The sequence below is a fragment of the Chitinophaga sp. RCC_12 genome, assembly GCF_041360695.1.
Taxonomy (GTDB): Bacteria; Bacteroidota; Bacteroidia; order Chitinophagales; family Chitinophagaceae; genus Chitinophaga.
In genome coordinates this window covers 764800-789077 of sequence record NZ_JBFUPS010000003.1, presented here as the reverse complement: position 1 = coordinate 789077, position 24278 = coordinate 764800, and the positions used below count along the sequence as shown (strand labels likewise).

Annotated in this window: 20 protein-coding genes, 1 other RNA gene and 1 pseudogene; 17 read left to right on the top strand and 5 right to left on the bottom strand. The window is 46.0% G+C overall.

Features of this window, described 5'->3' with window-relative positions; genetic code table 11:
- The first annotated feature begins 28 nt into the window (after positions 1–28).
- The 9 genes from AB6805_RS12895 to AB6805_RS12855 all read left to right on the top strand — a co-directional run bounded on the left by AB6805_RS12895 (position 29) and on the right by AB6805_RS12855 (position 12041).
- Positions 29–958 (top strand): ABC transporter ATP-binding protein, encoded by a 930-nt coding sequence (locus AB6805_RS12895; protein WP_370909826.1) that lies wholly within the window; start codon positions 29–31, stop codon positions 956–958.
- A 21-nt stretch (positions 959–979) separates the two neighbouring features.
- Positions 980–3280 carry a Gldg family protein gene (locus AB6805_RS12890; RefSeq protein WP_370909825.1) on the top strand — a complete coding sequence of 767 codons (2301 nt, stop codon included), beginning with the start codon at positions 980–982 and terminating at the stop codon, positions 3278–3280.
- Positions 3281–3293: 13 nt separating this feature from the next.
- Positions 3294–4643, top strand: coding sequence for a DNA mismatch repair protein (locus AB6805_RS12885; RefSeq protein ID WP_370909824.1), 1350 nt, complete (start codon positions 3294–3296; stop codon positions 4641–4643).
- Complete coding sequence (locus AB6805_RS12880) at positions 4640–5950, top strand: DNA mismatch repair protein (RefSeq protein ID WP_370909823.1); 1311 nt, start codon at positions 4640–4642, stop codon at positions 5948–5950. Before AB6805_RS12885 ends, AB6805_RS12880 begins: the two co-directional genes overlap by 4 nt.
- Before the next feature lie 66 nt (positions 5951–6016).
- The gene (locus AB6805_RS12875; RefSeq protein WP_370909822.1) at positions 6017–8821 is read left to right on the top strand and encodes a M16 family metallopeptidase; all 2805 of its coding nucleotides are present in this window, start codon (positions 6017–6019) and stop codon (positions 8819–8821) included.
- Positions 8822–9094: 273 nt separating this feature from the next.
- Positions 9095–10009 carry a hypothetical protein gene (locus AB6805_RS12870; protein WP_370909821.1) on the top strand — a complete coding sequence of 305 codons (915 nt, stop codon included), beginning with the start codon at positions 9095–9097 and terminating at the stop codon, positions 10007–10009.
- 114 nt (positions 10010–10123) lie between these two features.
- The gene (locus AB6805_RS12865) at positions 10124–10984 is read left to right on the top strand and encodes an NmrA family NAD(P)-binding protein (RefSeq protein ID WP_370909820.1); all 861 of its coding nucleotides are present in this window, start codon (positions 10124–10126) and stop codon (positions 10982–10984) included.
- A gap of 80 nt (positions 10985–11064) precedes the next feature.
- A complete protein-coding gene (locus tag AB6805_RS12860; RefSeq protein ID WP_370909819.1) occupies positions 11065–11586 on the top strand; it encodes a hypothetical protein in 522 nt (173 codons plus the stop codon).
- Positions 11587–11699: 113 nt separating this feature from the next.
- Positions 11700–12041 (top strand): HopJ type III effector protein, encoded by a 342-nt coding sequence (locus tag AB6805_RS12855; RefSeq protein WP_370909818.1) that lies wholly within the window; start codon positions 11700–11702, stop codon positions 12039–12041.
- Positions 12042–12121: 80 nt separating this feature from the next.
- Here the strand turns inward: AB6805_RS12855 and AB6805_RS12850 are convergent, their stop codons facing one another.
- The gene (locus AB6805_RS12850) at positions 12122–12904 is read right to left on the bottom strand and encodes a phytanoyl-CoA dioxygenase family protein (RefSeq protein ID WP_370909817.1); all 783 of its coding nucleotides are present in this window, start codon (positions 12902–12904) and stop codon (positions 12122–12124) included.
- A 230-nt stretch (positions 12905–13134) separates the two neighbouring features.
- On the opposite strand from AB6805_RS12850, the gene AB6805_RS12845 reads away from it, so the two are divergent.
- From AB6805_RS12845 to AB6805_RS12835, 3 genes and pseudogenes are all read left to right on the top strand, one after another.
- A complete protein-coding gene (locus AB6805_RS12845; RefSeq protein WP_370909816.1) occupies positions 13135–14598 on the top strand; it encodes a TlpA family protein disulfide reductase in 1464 nt (487 codons plus the stop codon).
- Between the two features lie 115 nt (positions 14599–14713).
- Positions 14714–15047, top strand: a pseudogene (locus tag AB6805_RS12840) (sigma-54 factor interaction domain-containing protein); the annotation flags it as partial.
- A 220-nt stretch (positions 15048–15267) separates the two neighbouring features.
- Positions 15268–15444: a helix-turn-helix domain-containing protein gene (locus AB6805_RS12835; RefSeq protein ID WP_370909815.1), complete on the top strand. Its 177-nt coding sequence runs from the start codon at positions 15268–15270 to the stop codon at positions 15442–15444.
- Positions 15445–15535: 91 nt separating this feature from the next.
- Here AB6805_RS12835 and ssrA read toward each other — a convergent pair.
- The 4 genes from ssrA to AB6805_RS12815 form a co-directional block, all read right to left on the bottom strand.
- Positions 15536–15909: a transfer-messenger RNA gene (ssrA, locus tag AB6805_RS12830) on the bottom strand.
- A gap of 76 nt (positions 15910–15985) precedes the next feature.
- The gene (gene rseP / locus AB6805_RS12825; RefSeq protein ID WP_370909814.1) at positions 15986–17320 is read right to left on the bottom strand and encodes an RIP metalloprotease RseP; all 1335 of its coding nucleotides are present in this window, start codon (positions 17318–17320) and stop codon (positions 15986–15988) included.
- A gap of 84 nt (positions 17321–17404) precedes the next feature.
- Positions 17405–18571: a 1-deoxy-D-xylulose-5-phosphate reductoisomerase gene (locus tag AB6805_RS12820; protein WP_370909813.1), complete on the bottom strand. Its 1167-nt coding sequence runs from the start codon at positions 18569–18571 to the stop codon at positions 17405–17407.
- An 89-nt stretch (positions 18572–18660) separates the two neighbouring features.
- A complete protein-coding gene (locus tag AB6805_RS12815) occupies positions 18661–20160 on the bottom strand; it encodes a GH3 auxin-responsive promoter family protein (protein WP_370909812.1) in 1500 nt (499 codons plus the stop codon).
- A 384-nt stretch (positions 20161–20544) separates the two neighbouring features.
- On the opposite strand from AB6805_RS12815, the gene rplU reads away from it, so the two are divergent.
- From rplU to AB6805_RS12790, 5 genes are all read left to right on the top strand, one after another.
- Positions 20545–20901, top strand: coding sequence for a 50S ribosomal protein L21 (gene rplU / locus AB6805_RS12810; protein ID WP_235015888.1), 357 nt, complete (start codon positions 20545–20547; stop codon positions 20899–20901).
- Between the two features lie 49 nt (positions 20902–20950).
- On the top strand, positions 20951–21229 hold the full coding sequence (gene rpmA / locus AB6805_RS12805; protein WP_079468897.1) for a 50S ribosomal protein L27: 279 nt from the start codon (positions 20951–20953) through the stop codon (positions 21227–21229).
- Between the two features lie 64 nt (positions 21230–21293).
- Positions 21294–21725, top strand: coding sequence for a hypothetical protein (locus tag AB6805_RS12800; RefSeq protein WP_209863763.1), 432 nt, complete (start codon positions 21294–21296; stop codon positions 21723–21725).
- A gap of 120 nt (positions 21726–21845) precedes the next feature.
- Positions 21846–23534 carry a helix-hairpin-helix domain-containing protein gene (locus AB6805_RS12795; protein WP_370909811.1) on the top strand — a complete coding sequence of 563 codons (1689 nt, stop codon included), beginning with the start codon at positions 21846–21848 and terminating at the stop codon, positions 23532–23534.
- A complete protein-coding gene (locus AB6805_RS12790) occupies positions 23531–24235 on the top strand; it encodes a PrsW family intramembrane metalloprotease (RefSeq protein ID WP_370909810.1) in 705 nt (234 codons plus the stop codon). The genes AB6805_RS12795 and AB6805_RS12790 overlap by 4 nt, the downstream gene beginning before the upstream one ends.
- The last annotated feature ends 43 nt before the right edge of the window (positions 24236–24278 follow it).

Below are 24278 nucleotides of genomic sequence, written 5' to 3'. Positions count from 1 at the left end.
ATATTATTTAATAAACAATCCGTAATGAATGGAAAACGCCATCGTAAAAGTTGAAAATCTGTCTCACCGTTACGCTTCCCAGTGGGCGGTACGGGACATAAATTTTGAGATCCATAGCCAGGGAGTGGTGGGACTGCTGGGTTCCAACGGAGCCGGCAAATCCACCACCATGAATATCATTTGTGGAGTATTAAAACAATCGAAGGGAGAGGTATTCATCAACGGGATCAACCTGAAAGATGACCCGGTAACCGCCAAGCGCAACATCGGGTTTATGCCGCAAAAGCTGCCGCTGTACCTTGATTTCACCGTGGAAGAATACCTCACCTACTGCGCTGACCTGCGGATGGTGGAAAAAAGCCAGTTAAAAAAAGCAGTCGGCCAGGCATTGGAAAGATGCGGTGTCGCACATTTCAGGGACCGCCTGCTCCGCAACCTCTCCGGTGGATACCAGCAACGCGTGGGCATCGCCCAGGCCATTGTGCACAACCCTAAATTTGTAGTGCTCGATGAACCCACCAACGGCCTGGATCCCAACCAGATCGTGGAAGTACGGAACCTGATCAAAGAAATTGCGGTAGACCGCTCGGTGCTGCTATCCACGCACATCCTCACGGAAGTACAGGCTACCTGCAAGGAAATCAAAATGATTGAAGAGGGCCAGATGGTATTTTCCGGCACACTGGAAATGTTCGATAATTATATTGAACCCAACTCACTGGTAGTCGTGCTGGACGCAGCTCCCGCACCTGATGAACTGCTGAAGCTGGAAGGTATCAGATCTATCGAACAACTGGCCCCCTCCCGTTTCAGGCTCGGTTACGACGGGGAAAAGAAAACAGCACAGCGGGTAGCAGAAATAAGTGTAGGCAAGGGCTGGGGACTAACAGAACTGATTATCGAAAAGAGTTCACTGGACGCAGTATTTGCCAGGTTGTCTAAAAAAAATACCAAATAAAAAATCATTAAAAGATATTCAATGAGACAAATTTTTAAGATCGCCAAAGCAGAGTTATTCACTTTGTTTTATTCACCGATCGCCTGGATGATCCTCGTGGTATTTACTTTTCAGACTGGAATGGGCTTTGCAGACACACTGCAGGAACTGTTGCGGGGCCAGAGCAGCGGCATGAGCCTCTCTTTTATCACCGCTAATATTTTCTCCGGACAAAGGGGAATGCTGGCATCTGTACAAAATTACCTGTACCTCTATATGCCCCTGCTTACAATGGGACTGATGAGCCGGGAGTTAAGCAGCGGTTCTATCAAATTACTGTATTCATCTCCGGTTACTTCCTCACAGATTATCCGTGGTAAGTTCCTTGCCATGATGACCTATAGCTTACTACTGATCGGGGTATTACTGGTGTATGTAATAGTAGGTATGTTTGTGGTAGACAACTTTGAACTGGCGCCTGTACTATCAGGTCTCCTTGCCATTTACCTCCTGATGTGCGCCTATGCGGCTATCGGGTTGTTCATGTCTTCCCTTACCTCTTACCAGGTAGTGGCGGCGCTCGGCACACTGGTACTGCTGGGAACACTCAGCTATATGAACAAGGTTTGGCAGAGCATCGATTTTGTACGTGACATTACGTACTGGCTGTCTATTTCCGGCCGTTGCAACGAAATGATCAGTGGGTTGATCTGTACAGAAGATGTGCTGTATTTTGTGATCGTAGTTGCCATGTTCCTGGCACTGAGCATCCTGAAATTGCAGTCCAACCGCACCCACGCCTCTTTTTCCTCGGTATGGAGTAAATATGCAGTTGTAGTGATAGTCGCCATGGCGCTGGGCTACACCACGTCGCGGCCAATATTCATGGCTTATTATGACGCCACCGAAACCAAGCGGAATACCCTCACCCCCAATAGCCAGCAGATCATGGCTAAACTGGATGGCGGCCTCACCATCACCACCTATGTAAACCTTCTCGACCGGGAAGGCTACAATGGTATGCCCGAAATGGTAAATGAAGATAAACAACAGCTGAAACAATATATCCGCTTCAAACCGGAAACAAAGCTAAAATACGTTTATTACTACGATTCTGCCAGCAATAACCCGCGCCTGAATTTTGTTTACAAAAACAAATCACTCGCGGAAATGGCGCAAAAGGAAGCAGAGATCAAAGACCTCGATATTGATCTCTTCCTGACACCGGAAGAGATAAGAAAGAAAATCAATCTCCGGGATGAAGGCAATATTTTTGTCCGCCTCGTAGAGAGAGAAAACGGGCAAAAGGCATTTCTCAGGATCTATGAAGATATGATGAAATTCCCTGACGAAGCGGAAGTATCGGCCGTTTTCAAACGCATGGTAATGAAGCTGCCAAAAATCGCCTTCCTGCAGGGACAGGGAGAACGGAAAATAGAAGGGGATCGTATAAAAGATTATACCCTGTTCTCTTCTGTTAAAACATTCCGTTATGCGCTCACTAACCAGGGCTGCGATGTGGAAACGCTGGATCTTTCCGGCAACAACCAGATCCCCGCGGGAGTAGACATCATCGTGATTTCCGATATGCAGCAGGAGATGGATTCCGTTTCCAAACGAAAACTGGATGCCTATATTGCCAATGGCGGAAACCTGGTGGTGACCCTCAAACCAGGATCAGCAGTCATGGAATCTTTCATTTCCCAATTTGGCGTAAAAACAATACCCGGCCAACTGGTGCAGCCAAAAATGGATGTAGCTGCCAATGCCGTTATATGCCGCCCTACAAATGCAGCTATCAGCATCGCGCCTACGTTCGATCTCATGATCAAACAACATGCGTATGTGGGCATGGTGAAAGCGGCTGGTTTGGTAATGGCGGAAAACAAAGGCTTTAAAGCCACCCCGGTTCTTCAGACCGATACCATGAAAACATGGAATGAAACGCAGACCATCGATTTTGTAAATGATTCTGCTTCCGTAGATGTAATGGCCGGAGAAAGGGCAGATAGCTTTGTTACGGCAATGGCGTTATCGAGAAAGATAGGTAATAAAGAGCAACGCATCATGATCATAGGAGATGCCGACTGTATCAGTAACGGGGGTATGAAACCGCCTATCAGATATTACGGCGCTTCCAACTTTTCTTTGATTCCAGGTATGTTCCATTGGTTATCTTACGGCACTGTACCGGTAGACGTAAGCCGTCCGCATTCAAAAGACAACACTCTCTTTCTTACCAAAGGAAGCCTGAAGGTGGTGAAATACGGATTAATGGGCGTGATCCCTGGATTATTGCTGATAGGAAGCAGCATTTTACTCATCAGGAGAAGAAGAAAGTAAAACAACAGCTGGTATGAGCCTAATGACCGATAAACAAACACTGAATGACCTGAACATTTTCGGGAAAGGTGGAGGCGATTCAGTGTACACGATATTTAACCGCACCTTTACCCGCGGCGGCTCGGAACTGCTGGAAGAAATGTTCCGCAGCCCGCTCTCCGACGCTGCCGCCATCAATGCGCGCAGCACCATCATCCGCGCTTTTTCTGAACAGCAGATAAGCTTTCCGTATGAGGGTGAATGGTTCGACGCCGCTGAGCAACACCTGCAGAATACCGATGAACGCACCAAGCTGAATGACCAGGAACATACGCTGGGCAGAAAGTTTAATCACCTGATTGCCGCCGATACGGAATACAAAGCCATTGAAAAAGGCGTAGTAAGCCTGATCGGTATCTTACAGGCTACCCGTGTGTTTGCAGACAGCATCCGGCAACAGGTAGCAGGTATCCCTTACAACAGGGAACTCGCCTCCATCGACCGGTTATTACAAACAACAGAATTGCAGCCCCTCCTGCAGGAACATACCAAACAGAAATTTTCTTTTGCCAAGGTAGCGGAGTATGATAAAATACTCCGCTTCCGGCAACGGAACATCATCCTGCAATTGCTGGGACATATCTACCTGGCCGATGTATACCTGTCGGTGGCCCGTACTGCCAGGGAACAGAAGTTCTGCTTCCCGGTTGCCCTGGATGCGGAAAAGCAAACAGTGGTACTGGAAGATTTTTACCATCCGTCTTTAACCAGGCCGGTGGCGAATACATTAACCATCACTCCTTCCAGTAACATTATTTTCCTGACAGGAGCCAATATGGCCGGGAAATCCACCTTTATGAAAGCGCTGGGCATTGCCATGTTCCTGGGCCAGATGGGGTTCCCTGTACCAGCCGCGAAAATGGAATTTTCCGTAAGGGATGGTATTTTCACCACCATCAACCTGCCGGATAACCTGAGCCAGGGGGCCAGTCACTTTTATGCGGAAGTGCTGCGGGTTAAAACCATTGCGCAGGAGTTAAGCCGCGACAAATACCTGTTTGTCATTTTCGATGAACTGTTCCGCGGCACCAATGTAAAAGATGCATACGAAGCTACCATCGCCATTACATCCGCCATTGCACGCAGGAAGAATTGCATGTTCGTGGTATCTACACATATCATTGAAGCCGGCGACGTGCTCAAAGAGAAATGTGACAATATCAACTTCGTATACCTGCCAACGTTAATGGAAGGCAATAAGCCGGTTTATACGCATAAACTGGCCACCGGTATTACTTCCGACAGGCATGGTATGGTAATTATAAAAAATGAAGGTATCCTGGACCTATTGGCCAGGAAAAAATCAATAAAGAAGAGCACATGAGCTTTATTGCCGATAAACAAACACTGGACGATCTGTCGCTGCTTGGAAAGTTTAATGCCAATTCCATCTTCTCCCTTTTTAACCAGGTAAAAACCCGGGGGGCAGAAAAATTGCTGGATGCCATGTTCCTCCACCCACTAACCGATGCGGATCAGATCAATACCAGGAGCGCTGCCTTCCGTTATTTTGGAGAACAGCCCATTCCGTTTCCTTTCAACGAACAACTGCTGGGCAACACGGAAGCCTTCCTGGATGAAGGAAGTAACAGCAGCTTCCCCCTCGCTCTCTGGCAAATGGGCCGGAAAAAATTAGCAGCCCTGTTGGTAAAAGATGATGCTTTTGAACTGCAACTGCAGGGAATAGATACCTGCGTACAGCTGCTAAAAGGCTTTTCTACCCTACTCAATCATCTCGAAAAAGAAGGTCGTGATAAAAATACCCCCTGGGAAAAATGGGTCACAAGTGCCCGGAACATCCTCCGGGATAAGCGGCTGCAAAATATCAATTCCCAAAGATCCCTGCTGCAAACCGCCAGGTTACACTATCTGCTCGCACACGTATTCCAGGATAAGCTAAAAAACCTGCTGGCACTCACCTACGAAATAGAAGTGTATCTCACCGTTTCCGGCATTGCCAAAGCAAAAGGATTTTCCTATGCAAAGGCATTGCCGAAAGAGAAGAATACGCTGATAGCCAAAGGGGTTAAACATCCCGGCCTGGATAAAGCGGTTCCCAACACCCTTTCGTTTAATGGCAACAGTAATGTACTGTTCCTCACCGGGGCCAATATGGCAGGTAAATCCACCCTGATGAAAGCAACCGGTATCATGATGTACCTGGCACATATGGGATTTCCTGTAGCGGCCCGGGAACTGGAGTTTTCTGTGCTGGATGGTATTTATTCTTCGGTAAATGTACCTGATGACCTGAACCGCGGATACAGCCATTTTTATGCGGAAGTGCTCCGGGTAAAAAAAGTAGCGGAAGAAGTAGATGCTGACAAACACCTCTTCGTTATTTTCGACGAGCTGTTTAAAGGTACCAACGTGAAAGATGCCTATGACGCCACACTGGCAGTAACAGAAGCTTTCACCGCCTTCAGGGATTGTTTCTTTATTATTTCCACACATATCTTTGAAGTGGGAGACGCGCTAAAAACAGCAGGCGATCATATACAGTTTGAATTCCTGCCAACCATTATGGAAGGTACCGTACCCAAATACACCTATACCCTGCAAAAAGGTATTACAACAGACAGACAAGGAATGATTATTATCGAGAATGAAGGTATCTTAGACATGTTATAATGTTCTAAGCCGCTTCTTTATAACGGGAACATGTTACACACAAAAACCAACAAAAGATAAACATCTATGCATTATCGTTATCTGGCCATAGCAGGAATGCTATGTCTTTCCACTGCAGGCAGCTTTGCACAGGGCTCCGGTCAGGGCCAGCTCATTCCGCTGGACACGGCTGTTCGCACAGGACAATTACCCAATGGCTTTACCTACTACATCCGCAAAAACAATGAACCTTCCAAGCGTGCATTATTCTACCTGGCCAACAAAGTAGGCTCTATCCTGGAAGATGAGGATCAACGCGGTCTTGCTCATTTCCTGGAGCACATGAACTTTAACGGCACCACCCATTTCCCCAAAAATGAACTGATCGACTACCTGCAAAAGGCAGGCGTACGCTTTGGCGCCGACCTGAACGCCTTTACATCGTTCGATGAAACCGTTTACCAGTTGCCGATCCCTACTGCCGATCCAAAGATGGTAAGCCGCGGACTGGATATTATGCGCGACTGGGCACAGGAAGCCCTGCTGGAAACAGATGATATTGACAAAGAAAGAGGTGTGATCATTGAAGAAAAACGCCTGCGTGAAGGAGCAGCTGCACGCATACAGGATAAGACACTCCCCGTGGTGTTAAATAATGCCAGGTATGCCAACCGCTCCCCCATTGGCACAGACAGTATACTCCTGCACTTCCCGGCAGCCACGCTCCGCCGCTTTTACCACGACTGGTACCGTCCCAACCTGCAAGCCCTCATCGTAGTAGGCGATGTGGATGTTGACCAGGTAGAACAACAGATCCGCAAACAATTTGCAGACCTGAAAAACCCCGCCAACGAAAAACCCAGACCTGATTATAAAATTGCCCTCACCGGTAAAAATCAATTCCTGACCATTACCGACCCGGAAGTATCTGCCACCAACCTGGAAATGGCCATCAAACATACCGCCGGTAAATTGACTACCACCACCGACTATCTCAATACCGTAAAACGGTCGTTGTTTAACCAGGTACTCGGCGCCCGGATCGGCGAGTTATCTCAAAAACCCAATCCTCCATTCCTGGGTGTAAATGCAGGCATCGGCAACTTAATGGGCGGACTGGATCAGTTCTCCTTCTCCGTAACGGCGAAACCCGGTAAACTGGCGGAAGCCTTTGCCGCCGGCTGGTCGGAAGTGGAACAGGTGAAACGCTTCGGCTTTACACAGTCTGAACTGGACCGGGCCAAAGCAGCTTATATGGCAAGCCTGGAAAAAGCAGCAAAAGAAAAAAATAAAACCGTTTCTGAAAGCTACGTGAAAGAATACCAGGCGCTGTTCCTCGAAGGAGCCGCTTCACCGGGGTTCGACTGGGAATACAACTTCCTGAAAAAAGAATTACCGGGTATCACGCTGGATGACCTGAAAGCAGTCGCCAACGAATACATCACAGATACCAACCGTGATATTTTCATCGTAGCTCCCGATAAAGAGAAGAATAATCTTCCTGATTCCGCCATCGTTACAGGATGGTTTAAAACCGTTGCCGCAGCTTCGCTGGCCGAGTATAAGGACAACGTTACCGACCAGCCGCTGTTGAAAAAATTACCGGCGCCTGGAAAAGTAGTAGCGCAAAAGAACTATCCGGCATTAGGCATACAGCAATTAACCCTGAGCAATGGCGTAAAAGTATGGCTCAAACCAACTACTTATAAAAATGATGTTATCCAGTTCCTCTCCTTTGCACCGGGTGGTATCAATAAATATTCAAATGAAGAATTCCCCAGCGCATCCAGTGCAAACGGCATTATAAGTGGTTCCGGTCTGGCTGACTTCTCACCCGTTCAGTTATCGAAGATATTAAACGGTAAATCAGCCTCCGTAGGCGCCTTCATCAGCGGGCGTAGCCAGGGCATCGGCGGCGCCAGCATCGTAAAGGATTTTGAAACCGCACTGCAACTGATATACCTGCGGTTCACCGCACCCCGTAAAGACACCGTGTTATTTGAAAATGCATTAGCCCAATCCAGGGAGCAGATCCAAACCCGTTACAATGATCCGGGCAATGTATTTAAAGATACCGTGACCGCAGTATTGAGCGGCTACAATTACCGCACAAGCCCTGCCACTTTGGCCAGGCTCGATAGCATCAGCCTCGAAAAAGCTTATGAAGTTTATCGCGACCGTTTTGCAGATGCCTCCCAGGCCAACTTTGTATTTGTAGGTAATTTCAATACCGACAGCATCAAACCTTTGCTCGAACAGTACCTCGGCGCACTGCCTTCCCTGAATAGAAAAGAGAAAGCTGTTAAACTGCCGGTACTTGTACCCAAAGGACAACTGGTAAAAACAGTCACCAAAGGAACAGACAACAAAGCCAGTGTATTACTGGTTTACAACGGCGATTGTGTTTACAGTACGGAGAACAAAATGCAGCTGCAGGCATTGTCTGAAATCCTGCAATACCGGCTGCTGACAAGCCTGCGGGAAAATGCCGGTGAAGTATACACTCCTTCGGTAAATGCAAATATGTCGAAAGAACCCGATCAGCGCTTCGGCGTAAATGTATCATTCGGATGTGCACCTGAACATGTGGAACACCTGGTAGGACTGGTACAACAGGATATTACCAATTTACAGCAACAGGGCGCCACTGCCGATGAAGTACAGAAATTCAAGGCCGGCTTTCAGAAGCAATATGAATTGCAGTCGGAAAGCAACGAGTTCTGGCTACAATTTATCTCCGGGAAAATAGAAGGTAAGGAAGAATTGAAAGAGCTGCCCAATATAGAAAAACAATTGAGCCGGGTTAACGGTGCATCCATTAAGGCTGCGTCAAAGAACTACCTGAGTGGCAAGAATGTGATCCGCTTTGTGGCATTGCCTGAAAAGAAATAAATCTTGTTTTTGAGTGATGATGTAAAAGCCGTTTCCTTTTTTGGGAAGCGGCTTTTTTTATGGAGAAAATCTTGATTACGGTTGCACCAGAATAATGGCTCCGCTATTTTGCCTATTTCTTCCATAATTTTATTGATCATGTAATTCTTCTTATCGAATGGGGAACCTATCAAATAGTAAATCCTCCCCTTAAATCCCCTCCAAACTCTACTACTACAAGTAACAAAAAAGGCATGGAATAAAGTTAACTTAATCTACCTAAATTCTTCAACCATGTCTAAAACTACTCCCCTGGTATGGCTTGCCGGCGCCATACTATTCATTTCCTGTAACAAAAGCGTTGAACAACCTGCCAACATTGAAGCCAGTGCCGGACCTGCCTTCCCCATTACTTTTAATATCGATGATTTTACGCAGCAGTTGGACAGCTTTGGCCGCATCGCCGGCAATGCTACAACTGCAAAAGATTCCCTGGATGGTCATGTAAAATACCTTTACTACAAAGTGTATGGTACGGGTGAACAGGCAGCTATAAAACATGAAATTATGCAGGAAGTTGGTACCCCTTCTTTTGGTGTAATCAGGGATACATTGCCGCCGGGTAATTACAAGTTTACTTTACTGGCTGCGGGCGACAAGTATCTTTCCTATATCACCAATGCAGGGTTTAAATATCCCGGCAGCGATGCCTTCAGCACTCACTTTGAAATGGTGGTAAACGGACCGGCTAACGCCAAAGTATCCCTGGATCGTATTGTGGCGAGACTGCAATTTATTATCCAGGACCCGCTACCCGCTGATGCTGCCTGGATGGACATCCAGTTTGGGGGCATCCCACGGGTGTTTAATTTCCCGACCGGGGAAGTGAGCAACCCTGCTAATGGTACCGCTTATTCGAATTACATGGGCTATACGTTCCAGATACCCACTTATAACCAGGGAAAGCCAGGCTTTAAAACACAGGCATATTTTCCCTTGCAGGGTAGTTACATTGTGCCTTCAATAACCATTGTCTGCCGGAGCAGACTGGGAAATTTGCTGGCCAACAAAGTTATTAACAATGTTAAGTTTGAAACCAACAAACGCACCGTTTTAAAAGGTAATCTCTTTGCGCCAACCAGCAACGGTGTAGAAGTAGATCTCAACGATACCAACTGGAAAGCAGACAGCATCGCTGTGTTCTACTGACAGTCCCTTTATTGCTATCATTCCACTCAGCAGCTTCTCTTATGGGAAGCTGTTGTTATTGGCAACATCATGGTATGATTTGTGGGTTCCATCCGCACACCAAACTACTGATGTATGCATATTATTTTAGGCGGCACAGGACATATAGGGTCTGCATTGGCAGAAACCCTGATTGAAAAGGGGGAGCCGGTTACCATTATCTCCCGCGATCCTAAAAAGAAACAGCAATGGGAACAAAAGGGAGCGGAAGTGGCCATCGCTGATGTGCTGGATGTAAAGCGTTTGCAGAAAATATTTAATACCGGTGAAAAATTATTTCTGCTCAATCCCCCGGCGGATCCGTCAACAGATACCGTAGCACAGGAAAAAGAAACCGTGAATGCTATACTTACCGCACTCGGCGAATCACAGATAAAAAAAGTAGTAGCGGAGTCTACTTACGGTGCACAACCCGGCGACGGCCTGGGCGACCTGGGTGTACTGTATAACATGGAACAGCAATTAGCTGAAATGAATGTGCCTGCCAGTATTATCCGCGGCGCCTATTACATGAGCAACTGGGCCACCTCGCTGGCAACAGCACGCGAATCGGGTATTGTTTATACCTTTTATCCTGTTGATTTTAAACTGCCAATGGTTTGTCCAGGGGATATTGGCAGCGTAGCTGCCCGGCTCATGCTGGAACCGGTTACCCAAACCGGACTGCACTATGTAGAAGGTCCGCAACAATACTCGGCAACCGATGTGGCAGAAGCTTTTTCTGCTGCATTGGGTAAAGACGTTAAAGCAGTGGAAATTCCCGAAACGAACTGGATGCCGGCGCTTAAAGACGCCGGCTTTTCAGAGCCGGCAGCAAAATCAATGGCAGCAATGACCCATGTTACGCTCAAGGAAAAATACGAGGATCCCAATCCTATAAGAGGTACAACCACATTAAAAGCTTATATCGCGGATTTAGTGGAATCAGCAGCGTAGAGCGCCTATAAACCTATCGGCATCCGGGAACACATTTTTTGTATATTTATTTGTTGCTCCCTTTAAATATTATTTAACAGATGTCGATACATGTAGCCATTACAAGAAAAGTGCTTCCAGGAAAAGAAGAGGAATTTAAAGAAGCGCTCAGGCAATTCCTCGGTGAATCATTTATTCATGGCGGCGTTCACGGCGCTGCCATGATCACGTCGCTGCCGGGTTCAGATTCCAATGAAATTGGCATCCTACGAACTTTTGCTGATGAAGCAGAAAGAGACGCATTTTATAATTCAAAGCTTTTTAGAGACTGGGAAGACTTTGCCTCAAAGCTTACCGAGGAACCGGTTTACAGGCCGCTTACCGGACTGGAAGCCTGGTTCCGCTACCCTTTGCCGCCACCAAGGTGGAAAATGGCCATTACCACCTTATGCGGTGTTTTCCCTACCAGCCTGTTACTAACATACACCCTCGGTCCTTACCTTCAAAAACTGCCTGTACCGCTGCGGGTATTTATTGTTGCAAGCTGCATGGTAGCCTTGTTAACATGGGTAGTGATGCCCGTAATTACCCGGCTGTTGAAAAAATGGTTGCGCCCATCATGAAAATAATAAAAAGACGATGTCATCTTTTTCTATTTTTGACCTGTTAAATGAGGTATGCCGGGCCAGAAGCCTTCGCACCGCCTCACATTGATTTTAAATACATCATACGCTGGATGAAAGAACAACTAATTACGTTAATTAAAAATTTAAAAGACAATTCACTTAGTTTCAAAGAGGTGATTGAATTTATAGAAACTTACTATCAACACCAGCCTGCGGCCTTTAAAAACGGAGAGGTGCATAATGAAGCCACCCAAAACCAGGGAAGCGCAAAGGTGTTTGCTTTCGCGCAGTTAAATAACCTGAGTGAAGAAGATACGCTGCTGTTATTTGCAGAACACTACCAGGCTGTATTAAATACACCGGATGGTACAGATCACCAGAATATCAGGCAATTTATGATTCACGGCTGGCCCGGAGTAATCTTTGAAAGGCAAGCCCTGCTTGCGAAATAGGTCACAATACTTCTTTTGCAGAGGAAAAGATTGTCCGGATATCCCGCAGGCATATCCGGACATCTGCTTTATTACACACGCTACATACCTAATGCGATTTTTATTGCTTCCTCTACCGGACTGCACGGGCCTGTTCCCTTGATATCAAACCCGGTTCTCAGTAACAGCGGCGGCTGTGCCATAAACTTAGGTACCAGGCCACGATGCCGCTGGGCAGCATGCACCAGGAACGGATGACAGAGATACACCGTTCCGGCCTTTCCCGTAGCCTGTACTTCCTCTCTCTCAGGTAATCCCGGCAACTTCGTTGCCAGTTCCATGAAAGAAAGCCCTTCTTCACCTTCCGGCGCCAGCAATCGGGCAACATCCATATGTGAGCCCTTTAAAATCCTGGTTGGTGCATCCCACTCGCTCACATCCGAAAATAGAAACAGCATCAGCAAGGCACGGCCTTTAGAGTTTACATTGATTCTGGCCGCGAAAAAGTCATTAGGATCCGCCCCGGCAAAACTTGCGTCTACATGCCAGCCGGTATCCCCGGAATCAACTTCCGACGGGAAACGAATGGGAAAGGACCCCATGCTCATACAGGGAATCCATTTTTCTTTACCGGCCAGCTGATCGAATGCACTATGAAGAACGGTGGTATTCGCAGCCTTAATAAATGGCTCCTGTGTATACATACCCAGCCAAACGACCGGTTTTGTCCAGGTGTTGCTGTCGTTGGGATCGGCCGGAATATCTTTCCAAAGAATATTTCTTGCTTCGCTCGCAAGATCAGCAGAAAAAGCGTTATCGATACGGGCAAAGCCGTCAGTAATAAATGACTGTATTTGTTGAGGATTCAGGGTGTTGTGCATCATGTTATACTATAAAAGTTCAGACAATAAAGAATTGATGTCCCCTCGGGGCACATTGGTCTTAGTGGACTTGAAAATTTTATATTATAACATTACAGTCATTCTCATACCGCAAATTTATTCATTTGTTTTAAAAATACAAGAGGATTGGATCATATCAATTTTCTGCTTATCTTATATGATAACGGTTGACAAATTTTGTCACCGGATTCCGTTAAAACCCACATACCGCTATGAAGCACAAACTTTTCCCACTGTTCCTTCTCTTTTTACTGGTCCCTGTTTTCCTGTATGCACAGGATTTTAGCCATCCGGGGCAATTTGTTCTCAAGGGAAAAGTGAAGCATTATAAAGATAAAGTGTACGAATTCGGGATGTCCACCTTTTTTGGCAGTTTTGGAGATACGATCCGGATCAAAGCCGACGGAAGTTTTGAACAAACGGTGCCGGTACTGCAACGGCAGCATATTTACTTATACCTGGAAGAGGATCGTCCATGGTTTACGGTGGCAGACAAGGATACGATTTACCTGCAATGGGATCAGAAGGAGGAAGTATCCTCCCTTACCATCCGCGCCCAGAATGAGGGACGCACGAAAGAGATAACGCAACAATTACAACTGCATAAAGTCCTGTCGGAACCATTTAGTAATCTCAATCAACAGTTGAGTACTGAAATGAAAAATTTCACTGCAGAAGAAAAATTTAAAAAGATAAACCTGCTCTTTAACAGCCAGGCAAAAAGTATATTTGAAGTAACGGATACTTTTTCCCAATTCTCTACCAGGCAAATCAGTGCCTTGTATTTTGAGTATTCGAACCTTTTATTTATGTTGCGGCTGCTGCCAAAGTTTGAGCTGAGCTTTATAGCGGATAGCGTTGGCAAGTACACACAAAAGCATAGCACCATCCAAACTACCCATTACAAAACGTTAAATGAAAACTGGTTTTGGAACGTACCGGAATACCGTACTTTCATTTATAATTATCTGCGCATGGCCCGTCCGTTTAATGCAACTATAAGCACAAGTATCCAAACCGCTCCCAATACAAAATCTAATTACACAATGGACTATTATCACCTGGCGGAGGCCAATATCCCTTTCACGGCTATGAAGGATTGGTTTATTACCAGCAGTATCATGAGTGGGTTTGAATATTATGAATTTAACGATGTAAAAAAAGTATATGATGCGTTTATGAATTCCTGCAGCACGCCTTTCCTGAAGGATACGCTGCAGCAATATTATACCACGATTGCACATTTAAAACCGGGAAGCCCGGCGCCTGATTTCACTTTAACGGATGCCACCGGGAAAAATATCTCTCTAAAAGATTATAAAGGAAAAGTAGTGTACATTGATTTTTGGGGAGTAGGCTGCGGGCCCTGCATTTATGATATCCAAAACCATGTGCCGCAGCTGCATAAAGACTTTGAGCATAAAGAGGTAGTATTTCTGAATATTTGTGTGGATGAAACAGAAGTGAAATGGAAAGATGCCCTTAAGAAATATCATCTGGAAGGGATAAACCTGGTGGCGGAAGGATGGACAGACCACCCGGTATGTAAAGCGTATAATGTAAATGGTATCCCGCATTATGTTTTGATCGATAAAACAGGTAAGCTATCCAATAACAATGCGCCACGACCCAGTGATGCATCATTGAAGGGGGCTATTGAAAATTTGCTGAAATAGGGAGGAAAAATTCTTTGCACTTATACAACGCGTACTCGTGCAATATTTATTCCTCATTGATTTCCACCTTCAATAATTTCCGTCACGATCTTTACACCTGTTCTAAAACCTGAATATGCTATCCAGCTCTATGACGTGCATGTCTTCACTCAGAGAAAACGGGCCATTCATAAAGGTAAATTGTGCTGCCATTCCTCCAACATTAGTGGAATCTGAACTCTTCGGCCATGAAAAGGGTGCATTTACCGGCGCCATTGAAAAAAGAAAAGGACGGTTCGAACAGGCTGATGGTGGCACTATTTTTTTGGATGAGATTGGAGAATTGCCACTTGCCATGCAGGTGAAATTGTTACGTTTTACAGGAAAGGGAAATCGAATATGTAGGTGGCAGATCACCTGTAAAAGTTAATATCCGTGTTGTGGCTGCTACCAGCCGAAACCTTGAAAAGGAAATTGCAAACGGAAATTTCAGGCTTGATCTGTATTACCGGTTAAACGTTTTCCCCATCACGCTGCCCCCGTTGCGGGAACGAAAAACTGATATCGAAGCACTATCCATATTTTTTGCAGAGAGGTTTTGCAGGTCGTTTAATAAGCCATTTAATGGCATTGCTGCATCAATGATAGACGAATCTCCCTGTCAGCACGGGTATCAACACCCTCGAAGAGATGAAGTACCTGCATCAGGAAACAGAAAGAGACTATATCATTTCCATTCTCAAAAAAACAAAAGGCCGGATACGCGGCGCCAATGGTGCCGCGGAATTATTGAATATTAAACCTACTACCCTCGAATCAAAAATGGCTAAGTTGAATATAAGAAGGCGGGATTTTACCAGTGTATAAGGGAATATATAACCCTTATTCACTTAAGCTTAGAGCAGAGGCAAAAAAAATGTGTAACACTTACGCGTTACACATTATAATTTAATATACTACGTGGAGATGGCGGGAATCGAACCCGCGTCCAAACATATTCGCCGAAAGCTTTCTACATGCTTATTTACGCATTGTTTTGTCGGGATCTGGCAGGGGCGTAACAAACCAACCATCTCCTTATCCGTTGTAGCTTCAGTATTCACTCACAGAAACCATGAATACCTATCCCTATGGGTTTATGATTCGGCGGCGGAAGTCGCATAAGGCGACAACTTCAAGCGGCTATAATGGGTGTCTAATTTATAATTAGGCAGCCATGGCGTAGTTAGATTCGCCAATTAGAGTTTGAATATTCAGATTATCGTGCTAATTATCCAACGCACGGCATGCTTACACTCTCAAAGATCTATGCTGTCAAAACCAGGCATCCCCCTGTAAAACAGTTTACAAAGATACTATAAAAAACTGGCATTTGATCATTCATCACAATCAAATGCCAGTAATATTTTTAAAATAATCCACTCAGCAGGTTTCTCCACACATCCAGCCCGTTTGCAAACAACAGCAAACTAAACAGGATCAGCATACCTGCAATCTGCGCATACTCCAGGAACTTCTCGCTCGGCTTGCGGCCTGTAATGATCTCGTACAACAGGAAAAGCACGTGGCCGCCATCCAGCGCCGGAATAGGCAGGATATTCATAAATGCCAGGATAATGGATAAAAATGCAGTCATCTCCCAGAACATCTGCCAGTCCCACGCATCAGGGAACAGTTTGGCAATGGACATAAATCCTCCCAGCGACTCACTCACCTTCACTTCTTTGGAAACAAAGATCAGGCGGAGCTGCTGCACATATTTTACGAGTTTGTCGACGCTCTTGTGAAAACCGGCCGGGATAGATTCCAGGAAAGTATACTTCTTTACTTTATACTCAAAAGGATCTCTTGGATAAACACCAAATGTACCTTTCTCACTCAACTTTGCGGCCAGGTTCAACGTGTCCTTGCCACGAACCAGGGTCACTATCACATTTTCATTCTTGTGCTTCCTGATCTCCGTTGCAAACTCATGATAGTACAGATATGTTGCACCATTAATAGCAATAAGCTGGTCGCCGCTCTTCACACCTACCTTTGCGGCCGCAGATCCCGGAAGGGTGCTGTCAGCAATATAAGGAAGACGGGGCATGGCAAAAGGCGCTTTCTGCTTCAGCAGCTGCCTGGTAAAGCCAGCAGGAATAGGAAGATCAAGGGTTTTGCCATCTCGATCTACCTGGATACTTTTGGCTTCCGACAGGATTACATCTCCGGGAATCGCCTCAAAGGCTTCCACGTGATGGTGATCAATGGTAACGATCTTATCACCGTCTTTCATACCAATGCTGCGGGCCAGGGAATCTGTTACCACGCCATATTTTGCGGCAGAAGTAGGCAGGTAGGTTTCACCCCAGTGCCATAAGATCATCGCATAAATAAAGAACGCAAGGACAATATTAACGGTAACGCCGCCGATCATAATGATCAAACGCTGCCACGCCGGCTTGGCACGGAACTCCCACGGCTGCGGGGGCTTTGCCAGCTGCTCTTTGTCCATACTTTCATCTATCATCCCGGATATTTTTACATATCCTCCCAACGGCAGCCAGCCGATACCATACTCTGTTTCACCCTTCTTTATTTTGAAGAGGGAAAACCATGGATCAAAGAACAAATAGAATTTTTCCACCCTGGTTTTGAACAACTTGGCCGGGATAAAATGGCCTAACTCATGCAACACTACCAAAATAGAAAGTGACAGTAACAACTGTCCGGCTTTCACCAATATTACCTCTGTAGTCATTTAATTGTTTCTGCTTTAATCTGCCTAATATATCAGTTTTAATACATATTCCGGCAAAACTCTTTGTTAATTTTTACTGGCAATTTATATAACGATAGAATTGATAAGGGATGCAGCGTGTTCACGTGCGGCATTATCGCATTCATAATAATCGTGCAGGGTGGGGGTTTCAATAAACGGTATTTTACCCAGCGTTTCCTCAATTACTTCTGTCATCTGCAGGAAACCTATCCTGTTTTTCAGAAAAGCATTCACCACTTCCTCATTGGCGGCATTCATTACGCACGCAGCGTTTCCACCTTTGTGCATCGCCTCAATAGCAATGGCCAGGTTACGGAAAGTTTTGGTATCCGGCTGCTCAAAAGTAAGCGTAGGATAATTACGGAAAGAGAAACGGGGGAAGTCATTGGCCAGCCTGTCGGGGTATCCCAACGCATACTGGATAGGCAGTTTCATATCCGGCAACCCCATCTGTGCTTTCAGGGAACCATCCACAAACTGCACCATCGAATGAATAATGGATTGCGCATGTATCACCACTTCAATGTTTTCCGGCGCCAGGCCAAACAGCCAGCGTGCTTCAATCATCTCCAGCCCTTTATTCATCAGGGTGGCGGAATCAATGGTTATTTTAGCGCCCATGCTCCAGTTTGGATGCTGCAGGGCATGGTCTTTTTTTACATTGATGAGGAAGTTCGGCTTTTTACCAAGGAAAGGGCCACCCGATGCGGTGAGGATCACCTTTTCCACCTTACTGAAAGGCTCTCCCAGCAAGCATTGGAAGATGGCGGAATGTTCAGAGTCTACCGGTATAATGGGTACATTCTTCCTGCGGGCGGTAGCCATTACAATATCACCGGCTACTACCAGGGTTTCCTTGTTGGCCAATGCCACCGGGGTGCCCTGTTCAATAGCAGATAAAGTAGGCGCCAGGCCGGCAAAACCCATGATGGCGGCCAGTACCATGTCGATCGAACTCCAGGCGGCTACTTCCACCATCGCTTTCGGACCGGCAAATACTTTGATGCCTTTATCAAATAATACGTCTTTTACCTGTTTGTACTTTGCTTCACTGCCTATCACTACCGCATTGGGCTTGAATTTCAGCGCCTGCTCAATCAGCAGGTCAGCATTTTGCTGTGCAGTCAACACTTCTACACTAAACCTGTCGGGGTGCGCAGCGATCACCTCCAGTGCCTGTATGCCAATGGATCCGGTGGATCCGAAAATGGCAATCTTTCGTTTATTCATTACGGTGATTTACGTTTTACAGTTAACAAAAAATGAAGAATCAGCTGCCGGTAAAATAGCCTGACAGCCGTCCCGCCCTGAATCGCCGGTTATTTTTGTAAATACGCTGCCAGCTCATCTGCCAGCTTTCTGTCGTTACTCAAACGAGGTACTTTGTTCTGACCTCCCAGTTTTCCAATAGCTTTCATATAATCGATAAAGCCCTGCTTACGTACAGTCCTTATCTTCAGGGGTTGCAAAATATTACCAGTCAGCAGATCATCGTAATAAATATTCTTCTGACGCATGTTTTCATCTACTTTTCTGGAAAATGCCTCCATGTTGGCCGGCATATTCTCAAACTCTACAAACCATTCGTGGTAAGGCAGTTCGCCATTGGTTTGCACCATCGGGGCCACCGTAAACTCTGTGATCTGCACATTTTCCTCCGCTGCTGCCTTCATCAGGCTGTGTTCCACTTCTTCTCCTATCACGTGCTCCCCGAACGCAGAAATAAAATGCTTGATACGGCCGGTTACCAGCAAACGATACGGATTGGTGGAAACAAATTTTACCGTGTCACCGAGGTTATACCCCCATAATCCGGCGTTGTTGTTGATCACCATCGCGTAATTTACACCGGTTTGTACATCTTTGAGCGACAGTCGCGTAGGATGCTCATTAAAAATTTCCTGCGCTGGGATAAACTCATAAAAGATCCCTGAATTGGTGTTCAGCAGCAAACCTTCCCGCTCCTGCGAATCCTGGAAAGCAAAAAAGCCTTCAGAGGCAGGAAACGTTTCCACTGTGTGAATCGGCGCACCTATAGATGCCATCAGCTTGGAACGGTAAGGCTCAAAATTCACCCCACCGTATACCATCACATCAAAATTCTTAAATATTTCCCTGATCTTTTTACCATTGCTACGCTCCATCAGGCGGTCGAAATACATCTGTACCCATGGAGGTATGCCGCTGATCAGCGTCATATCCTGGTTAATGGTTTCTTCCACAATCTTGTCCAGCTTCGTTTCCCAGTCGTCTATACAATTGGTTTCATACGATGGCAGCTGGTTGGTACGCAGGTACCGGGGAATATGATGGTTTACAATACCGCTCAACCGGCCGGTAGGAATGCCTCCCACCCTTTCTAGCTCCGGCGAACCGGATAAAAAAATCATTTTACCATCGGCAAAGGCCGTACTGCCCGTTTCCCCCATATAGTTCAGCAACGCATTACGCGCAGTATCTATATGATTGTTAACAGATTCTTTGGAGATGGGGATATATTTAACGCCACTGGTTGTTCCGGAGGTCTTAGCCAGGTAAATCGGTTGCCCTTTCCACAGTACATTTTGTTTGCCTTCCTTGATTTTTTCAATATAAGGCTTAAACTGCTCATAATCCCGCAAAGGCACAGCCTGTTTAAATTCTTCGTGGGTTTGTACCCCGCTAAACTTGTGATCTGTTCCGAATTCCGTCTTTCTGCCTGTCTTCAAGAGCTCCTGCAGGATATTATCCTGATCTTCTACCGCCCTTAACATTTCCTTCTTTATCTTATTATGTACGATAGAAGCAAATGGTTTGGCCAGCAGTGATTTAAACTTCATGCCTGTTGTTTTATAATTGAGAGACTAAAGCTGAGCATATTTATTTATCTGGAGATTTAATTGCACTGATTTTTAGGGAGTTCCGGAAGAAATATTCCACTCTGGCAATTAAATAAGCAGGTAAATAAATGTCCTCATCCTATCTGTTTTTATTCGTGTAAACGACAAAAGTATACAAAATTGCGTTGGTTTGCACAGCAAGATAGCTGTTTTTAAATGATCCCTAAATAGCATAAAAATGTGCATATGGCGGTCCGGCGCCGGAAATCATTATTTGTTAAAATAATTTAAAATTCAAGAAAGTATGTATCTTTGAAAAGATTAAGCTTTAGGCGGTCCTTCATATGTGTTTATACATGGTGATTTAAAAAAGACCGAAAAACTTTGTCTATTAGAAAACAAAAGGTTACTTTTGCGGAAATTATATTTTGGATAATTATGTTTGCAGTTGTAAAAATCGCAGGTCAGCAATTTAAAGTACAAAAAGACCAGGAAATTTTTGTACAGCAGTTACAAGGAAATATTGGAGACAAGGTGGAGTTTTCCGATGTACTGTTAACAGATAATGCTGGTGCGCTGTCCGTAGGCACTGATGTAAAATCAGTAGTAAAAGCAGAGATTCTGGCTCATGTTCAGGGTGACAAAGTCATCGCTTTCAAGATGAAGAGAAGAAAAGGCTTCAGAAAGAAAGTTGGACACCGTACCCACTTTACAAGAATCAAAATCAATGAAATAGCTTAATCCTGTTAAGCTAAACTTATTTATTAGACAAGTTTAAAGTAGTAATACAATGGCACATAAAAAAGGTGAAGGTAGTGTAAAAAACGGCCGTGACTCCCACAGCAAAAGGCTGGGAGTAAAAATCTTCGGTGGTCAGCCAGCTATCTCCGGCAACATTATCGTTCGTCAGAGAGGTACGGTTTATCATCCCGGTCAAAACGTAGGCGTTGGTAAAGATTTTACCATTTTCGCAGTAGCAGACGGTGTAGTGGAATTCAGAAAAGGTCGCGAAAACAAGACTTACGTTTCTGTTAAAGCATTTGATACCACTGCTCAGGCGGAAGCCTAATCAGTGTTAGCCATAAAGTTTTTTTTAATACCCAATTTTTTTACTAACCCAAATTCAAAAAACAATGGCAACAATTAAAAAAGCGGCTGCTAAGAAAGCTGCACCTAAAAAGAAAGCTGCTGCTCCTAAGAAAGCTGCTGCTAAAAAAGCTGCTCCTAAAAAAGCCGCCGCTAAGAAAGCTGCTCCTAAAAAGAAAGCTGCTGCTAAGAAAGCCGCTCCTAAAAAAGCTGCTGCTAAGAAAGCTGCTCCTAAAAAGAAAGCTGCTGCTAAGAAAGCTGCTCCTAAAAAAGCTGCTGCTAAGAAAGCTGCTCCTAAAAAGAAAGCTGCTGCTAAGAAAGCCGCTCCTAAAAAAGCTGCTGCTAAGAAAGCTGCTCCTAAAAAGAAAGCTGCTGCTAAGAAAGCCGCTCCTGCTAAGAAAGCTGTTGCAAAGAAGAAAGCTGCTCCTAAAAAAGCACCTGCTGCTGCACCAACAGTTCCTCCAGCTCCGGCTAACTAAGATCGGAATTACAAAATGTAGTTATAAGGATCCTGGCATCTATGCCGGGATCTTTTTTTATGCCCATTTCCCAATACATTCCCCCTCCACAATTTCCGCGTAACTCCGTATTTTTACGGCATGGATAATTATTCAATCTCAGATAACTTCTCCCTCCTGTCCAAACTGATGGACATTCACGGAGAAAACAGCTTCAAAGCCAAATCCTTCGCCAGCGCAGCATTCACCATAGAAAAGCTGCCCAGTCCACTGAAAGATACCCCCCGCGATGAAATATTCCGGATAAAAGGCATCGGGGAATCCACCGGGAAAAATATCCTCGAAATGCTGGATACCCAACAATGCTCCCTCCTGAACCACTACATAGAAATTACCCCCGCCGGCATCCTCGAAATCATGAAGATCAAAGGCCTGGGACCTAAAAAAATCGCCACCATCTGGAAAGAGCTGGAAATAGAATCCATGGGCGAACTCCTCTATGCCTGCAACGAAAACCGCCTCATGCTCCTCAAAGGCTTCGGCGCTAAAACACAGGAAAGCGTTCGCCAAAATATCGAATTCTATCTCTCTAACCGCCACCGCTTCCTCTTCGCGGAAGTGGCTACCACCGGGCACGAACTGGAAAAACAGCTGCAGCAGCTCCTGGCCCCCGCCGCGGTTTCGCTCACCGGCGCGTTTCGCCGCAACAGCATCATCATCGATGAAATAGAACTACTCATCGCCGCCCCGGTGGAGATAGTACAACAGCAACTCGCCGCCCTCCCCGGTTTTTCACTCACCGCCGCCAATGCCGGTAACCTGGTATGGCAGCTGAACGAAAAACTCAAAGTAATAACACATAGCTGCACTGCCGACAGCTTCGCGGCTACCTTATTTACTACCACCGGCTCACCCGCGTTTATCGATAAATTCAACGCCGCAGGCGGCGCCGCATTCCTTCACAACGCCGCCTCGGAAGAAGCTATCTTCAGCGCTGCAGGAATGGACTATATACCCCCTTTCCTACGGGAAGGCATCAACGAATTAACGCTGGCCCGCAACCGTCAACTGCCGGAACCCATCGTCGCCTCCGATATCAAAGGTATTATCCACTCCCACAGCAACTGGAGCGACGGCGAATCCTCCCTGGAAGAAATGGCCATCGCCGCTAAAACACAAGGCTTCGAATACCTCGTGATCAGCGATCACTCCCGCTCCGCTTTTTATGCCAACGGCCTCCATATAGAAAGGATCCTGGCACAACACGCAGAGATTGATGAACTGAATAAAAAACTGGCGCCGTTCCGCATTTTTAAAAGCATAGAGTCCGATATCCTCAACGATGGATCATTGGATTACCCGGATGAAATCCTGGCAAAATTCGACCTCGTAATTGCATCTGTGCATTCCAATCTCAAAATGACAGAAGACAAAGCAATGGCCCGCTTGCTGAAAGCCATCGAAAACCCATACACTACTATCCTCGGGCATATGACCGGCCGCCTGCTCCTGAGCCGCAACGGCTATCCGGTAAATCATAAAGCCATCATAGATGCATGCGCCGCCAATAACGTGGTAGTAGAACTCAACGCGCATCCGCGCCGGCTGGATATCGACTGGACCTGGCTGCATTATGCACTGGAAAAAAAGGTGCTCATCTCCATAGATCCCGATGCCCACAGCATCCACGGTTTCCAGGATATCAGGTACGGTACCCTCGCCGCACAAAAAGGAGGCATTACAAAAACAAACAATCTTAGCAGTTACACTGTTGACATGCTGAATAATTACCTGCTGCAGCGTAAGCAACAAAAAAATATCCTTTCATGATGCTATTGGCATTGGCGGTGGCGCCGGGTTTTGCTATCTGTCTCTTTATTTACCTGGTAGACAAATACGACCGGGAACCCACCAGCCTCCTGGTAAAAAGTTTCCTGCTCGGCATGCTCTGCGTAGCACTGCCGCTGGCAGTGCAGGGTCTCGCTGTGGAACTGGGCCTCCGCGAAAATAATGGTACTCTCCTGGGAACTGCTGCATTCGCATATGGCGTAGTAGGCCTCTCGGAAGAACTGGCCAAATTCCTCGTACTGCTGCTCTTCGCCTATCCTAAAAAAGCATTCAACGAACCGCTGGATGGCATCGTATACGCAGTGATGATCGGGATGGGCTTCGCTACACTGGAGAATATTGCGTATGTAAGCAGGTTCGGCGTGGGCACCGGGATCGCCCGCATGTTCCTCTCCGTACCCGCCCACGGCGCCTTTGCAGTACTAATGGGGTATTATGCCGGCATGGCTAAATTTGTGCCGCAGAAAAGCAGTTCGCTGCTATTCCAGGCACTCCTGGTTGCCATTTTCTTTCACGGAACATTCGATTTTTTCCTTTTTCTCGGTAATAATATCTTCCTCATGGGAGCCTCCGTGATCACCCTCATCTTTGCGGTACGCCTATCCATCAAGGCTATACGAAAAGATAGCGCCCTCTCTAAAAAACTGTCTGAGGAACACTTTTTTGAAGAAGAGAACACCTGATACCACCTTTTTGGCAGTCAGCTTTTAGTTACCTTTGTCAGGA

Excerpts from the sequence above, each read along its gene's own strand:
- AB6805_RS12895 (WP_370909826.1), top strand. The coding sequence starts at position 29 with ATGGAAAACGCCATCGTAAAAGTTGAAAATCTGTCTCACCGTTACGCT.
- AB6805_RS12890 (WP_370909825.1), top strand. The coding sequence starts at position 980 with ATGAGACAAATTTTTAAGATCGCCAAAGCAGAGTTATTCACTTTGTTT.
- AB6805_RS12885 (WP_370909824.1), top strand. The coding sequence starts at position 3,294 with ATGAGCCTAATGACCGATAAACAAACACTGAATGACCTGAACATTTTC.
- AB6805_RS12880 (WP_370909823.1), top strand. The coding sequence starts at position 4,640 with ATGAGCTTTATTGCCGATAAACAAACACTGGACGATCTGTCGCTGCTT.
- AB6805_RS12875 (WP_370909822.1), top strand. The coding sequence starts at position 6,017 with ATGCATTATCGTTATCTGGCCATAGCAGGAATGCTATGTCTTTCCACT.
- AB6805_RS12870 (WP_370909821.1), top strand. The coding sequence starts at position 9,095 with ATGTCTAAAACTACTCCCCTGGTATGGCTTGCCGGCGCCATACTATTC.
- AB6805_RS12865 (WP_370909820.1), top strand. The coding sequence starts at position 10,124 with ATGCATATTATTTTAGGCGGCACAGGACATATAGGGTCTGCATTGGCA.
- AB6805_RS12860 (WP_370909819.1), top strand. The coding sequence starts at position 11,065 with ATGTCGATACATGTAGCCATTACAAGAAAAGTGCTTCCAGGAAAAGAA.
- AB6805_RS12855 (WP_370909818.1), top strand. The coding sequence starts at position 11,700 with ATGAAAGAACAACTAATTACGTTAATTAAAAATTTAAAAGACAATTCA.
- AB6805_RS12850 (WP_370909817.1), bottom strand. The coding sequence starts at position 12,904 with ATGATGCACAACACCCTGAATCCTCAACAAATACAGTCATTTATTACT.
- AB6805_RS12845 (WP_370909816.1), top strand. The coding sequence starts at position 13,135 with ATGAAGCACAAACTTTTCCCACTGTTCCTTCTCTTTTTACTGGTCCCT.
- AB6805_RS12835 (WP_370909815.1), top strand. The coding sequence starts at position 15,268 with ATGAAGTACCTGCATCAGGAAACAGAAAGAGACTATATCATTTCCATT.
- rseP (WP_370909814.1), bottom strand. The coding sequence starts at position 17,320 with ATGACTACAGAGGTAATATTGGTGAAAGCCGGACAGTTGTTACTGTCA.
- AB6805_RS12820 (WP_370909813.1), bottom strand. The coding sequence starts at position 18,571 with ATGAATAAACGAAAGATTGCCATTTTCGGATCCACCGGATCCATTGGC.
- AB6805_RS12815 (WP_370909812.1), bottom strand. The coding sequence starts at position 20,160 with ATGAAGTTTAAATCACTGCTGGCCAAACCATTTGCTTCTATCGTACAT.
- rpmA (WP_079468897.1), top strand. The coding sequence starts at position 20,951 with ATGGCACATAAAAAAGGTGAAGGTAGTGTAAAAAACGGCCGTGACTCC.
- AB6805_RS12800 (WP_209863763.1), top strand. The coding sequence starts at position 21,294 with ATGGCAACAATTAAAAAAGCGGCTGCTAAGAAAGCTGCACCTAAAAAG.
- AB6805_RS12795 (WP_370909811.1), top strand. The coding sequence starts at position 21,846 with ATGGATAATTATTCAATCTCAGATAACTTCTCCCTCCTGTCCAAACTG.
- AB6805_RS12790 (WP_370909810.1), top strand. The coding sequence starts at position 23,531 with ATGATGCTATTGGCATTGGCGGTGGCGCCGGGTTTTGCTATCTGTCTC.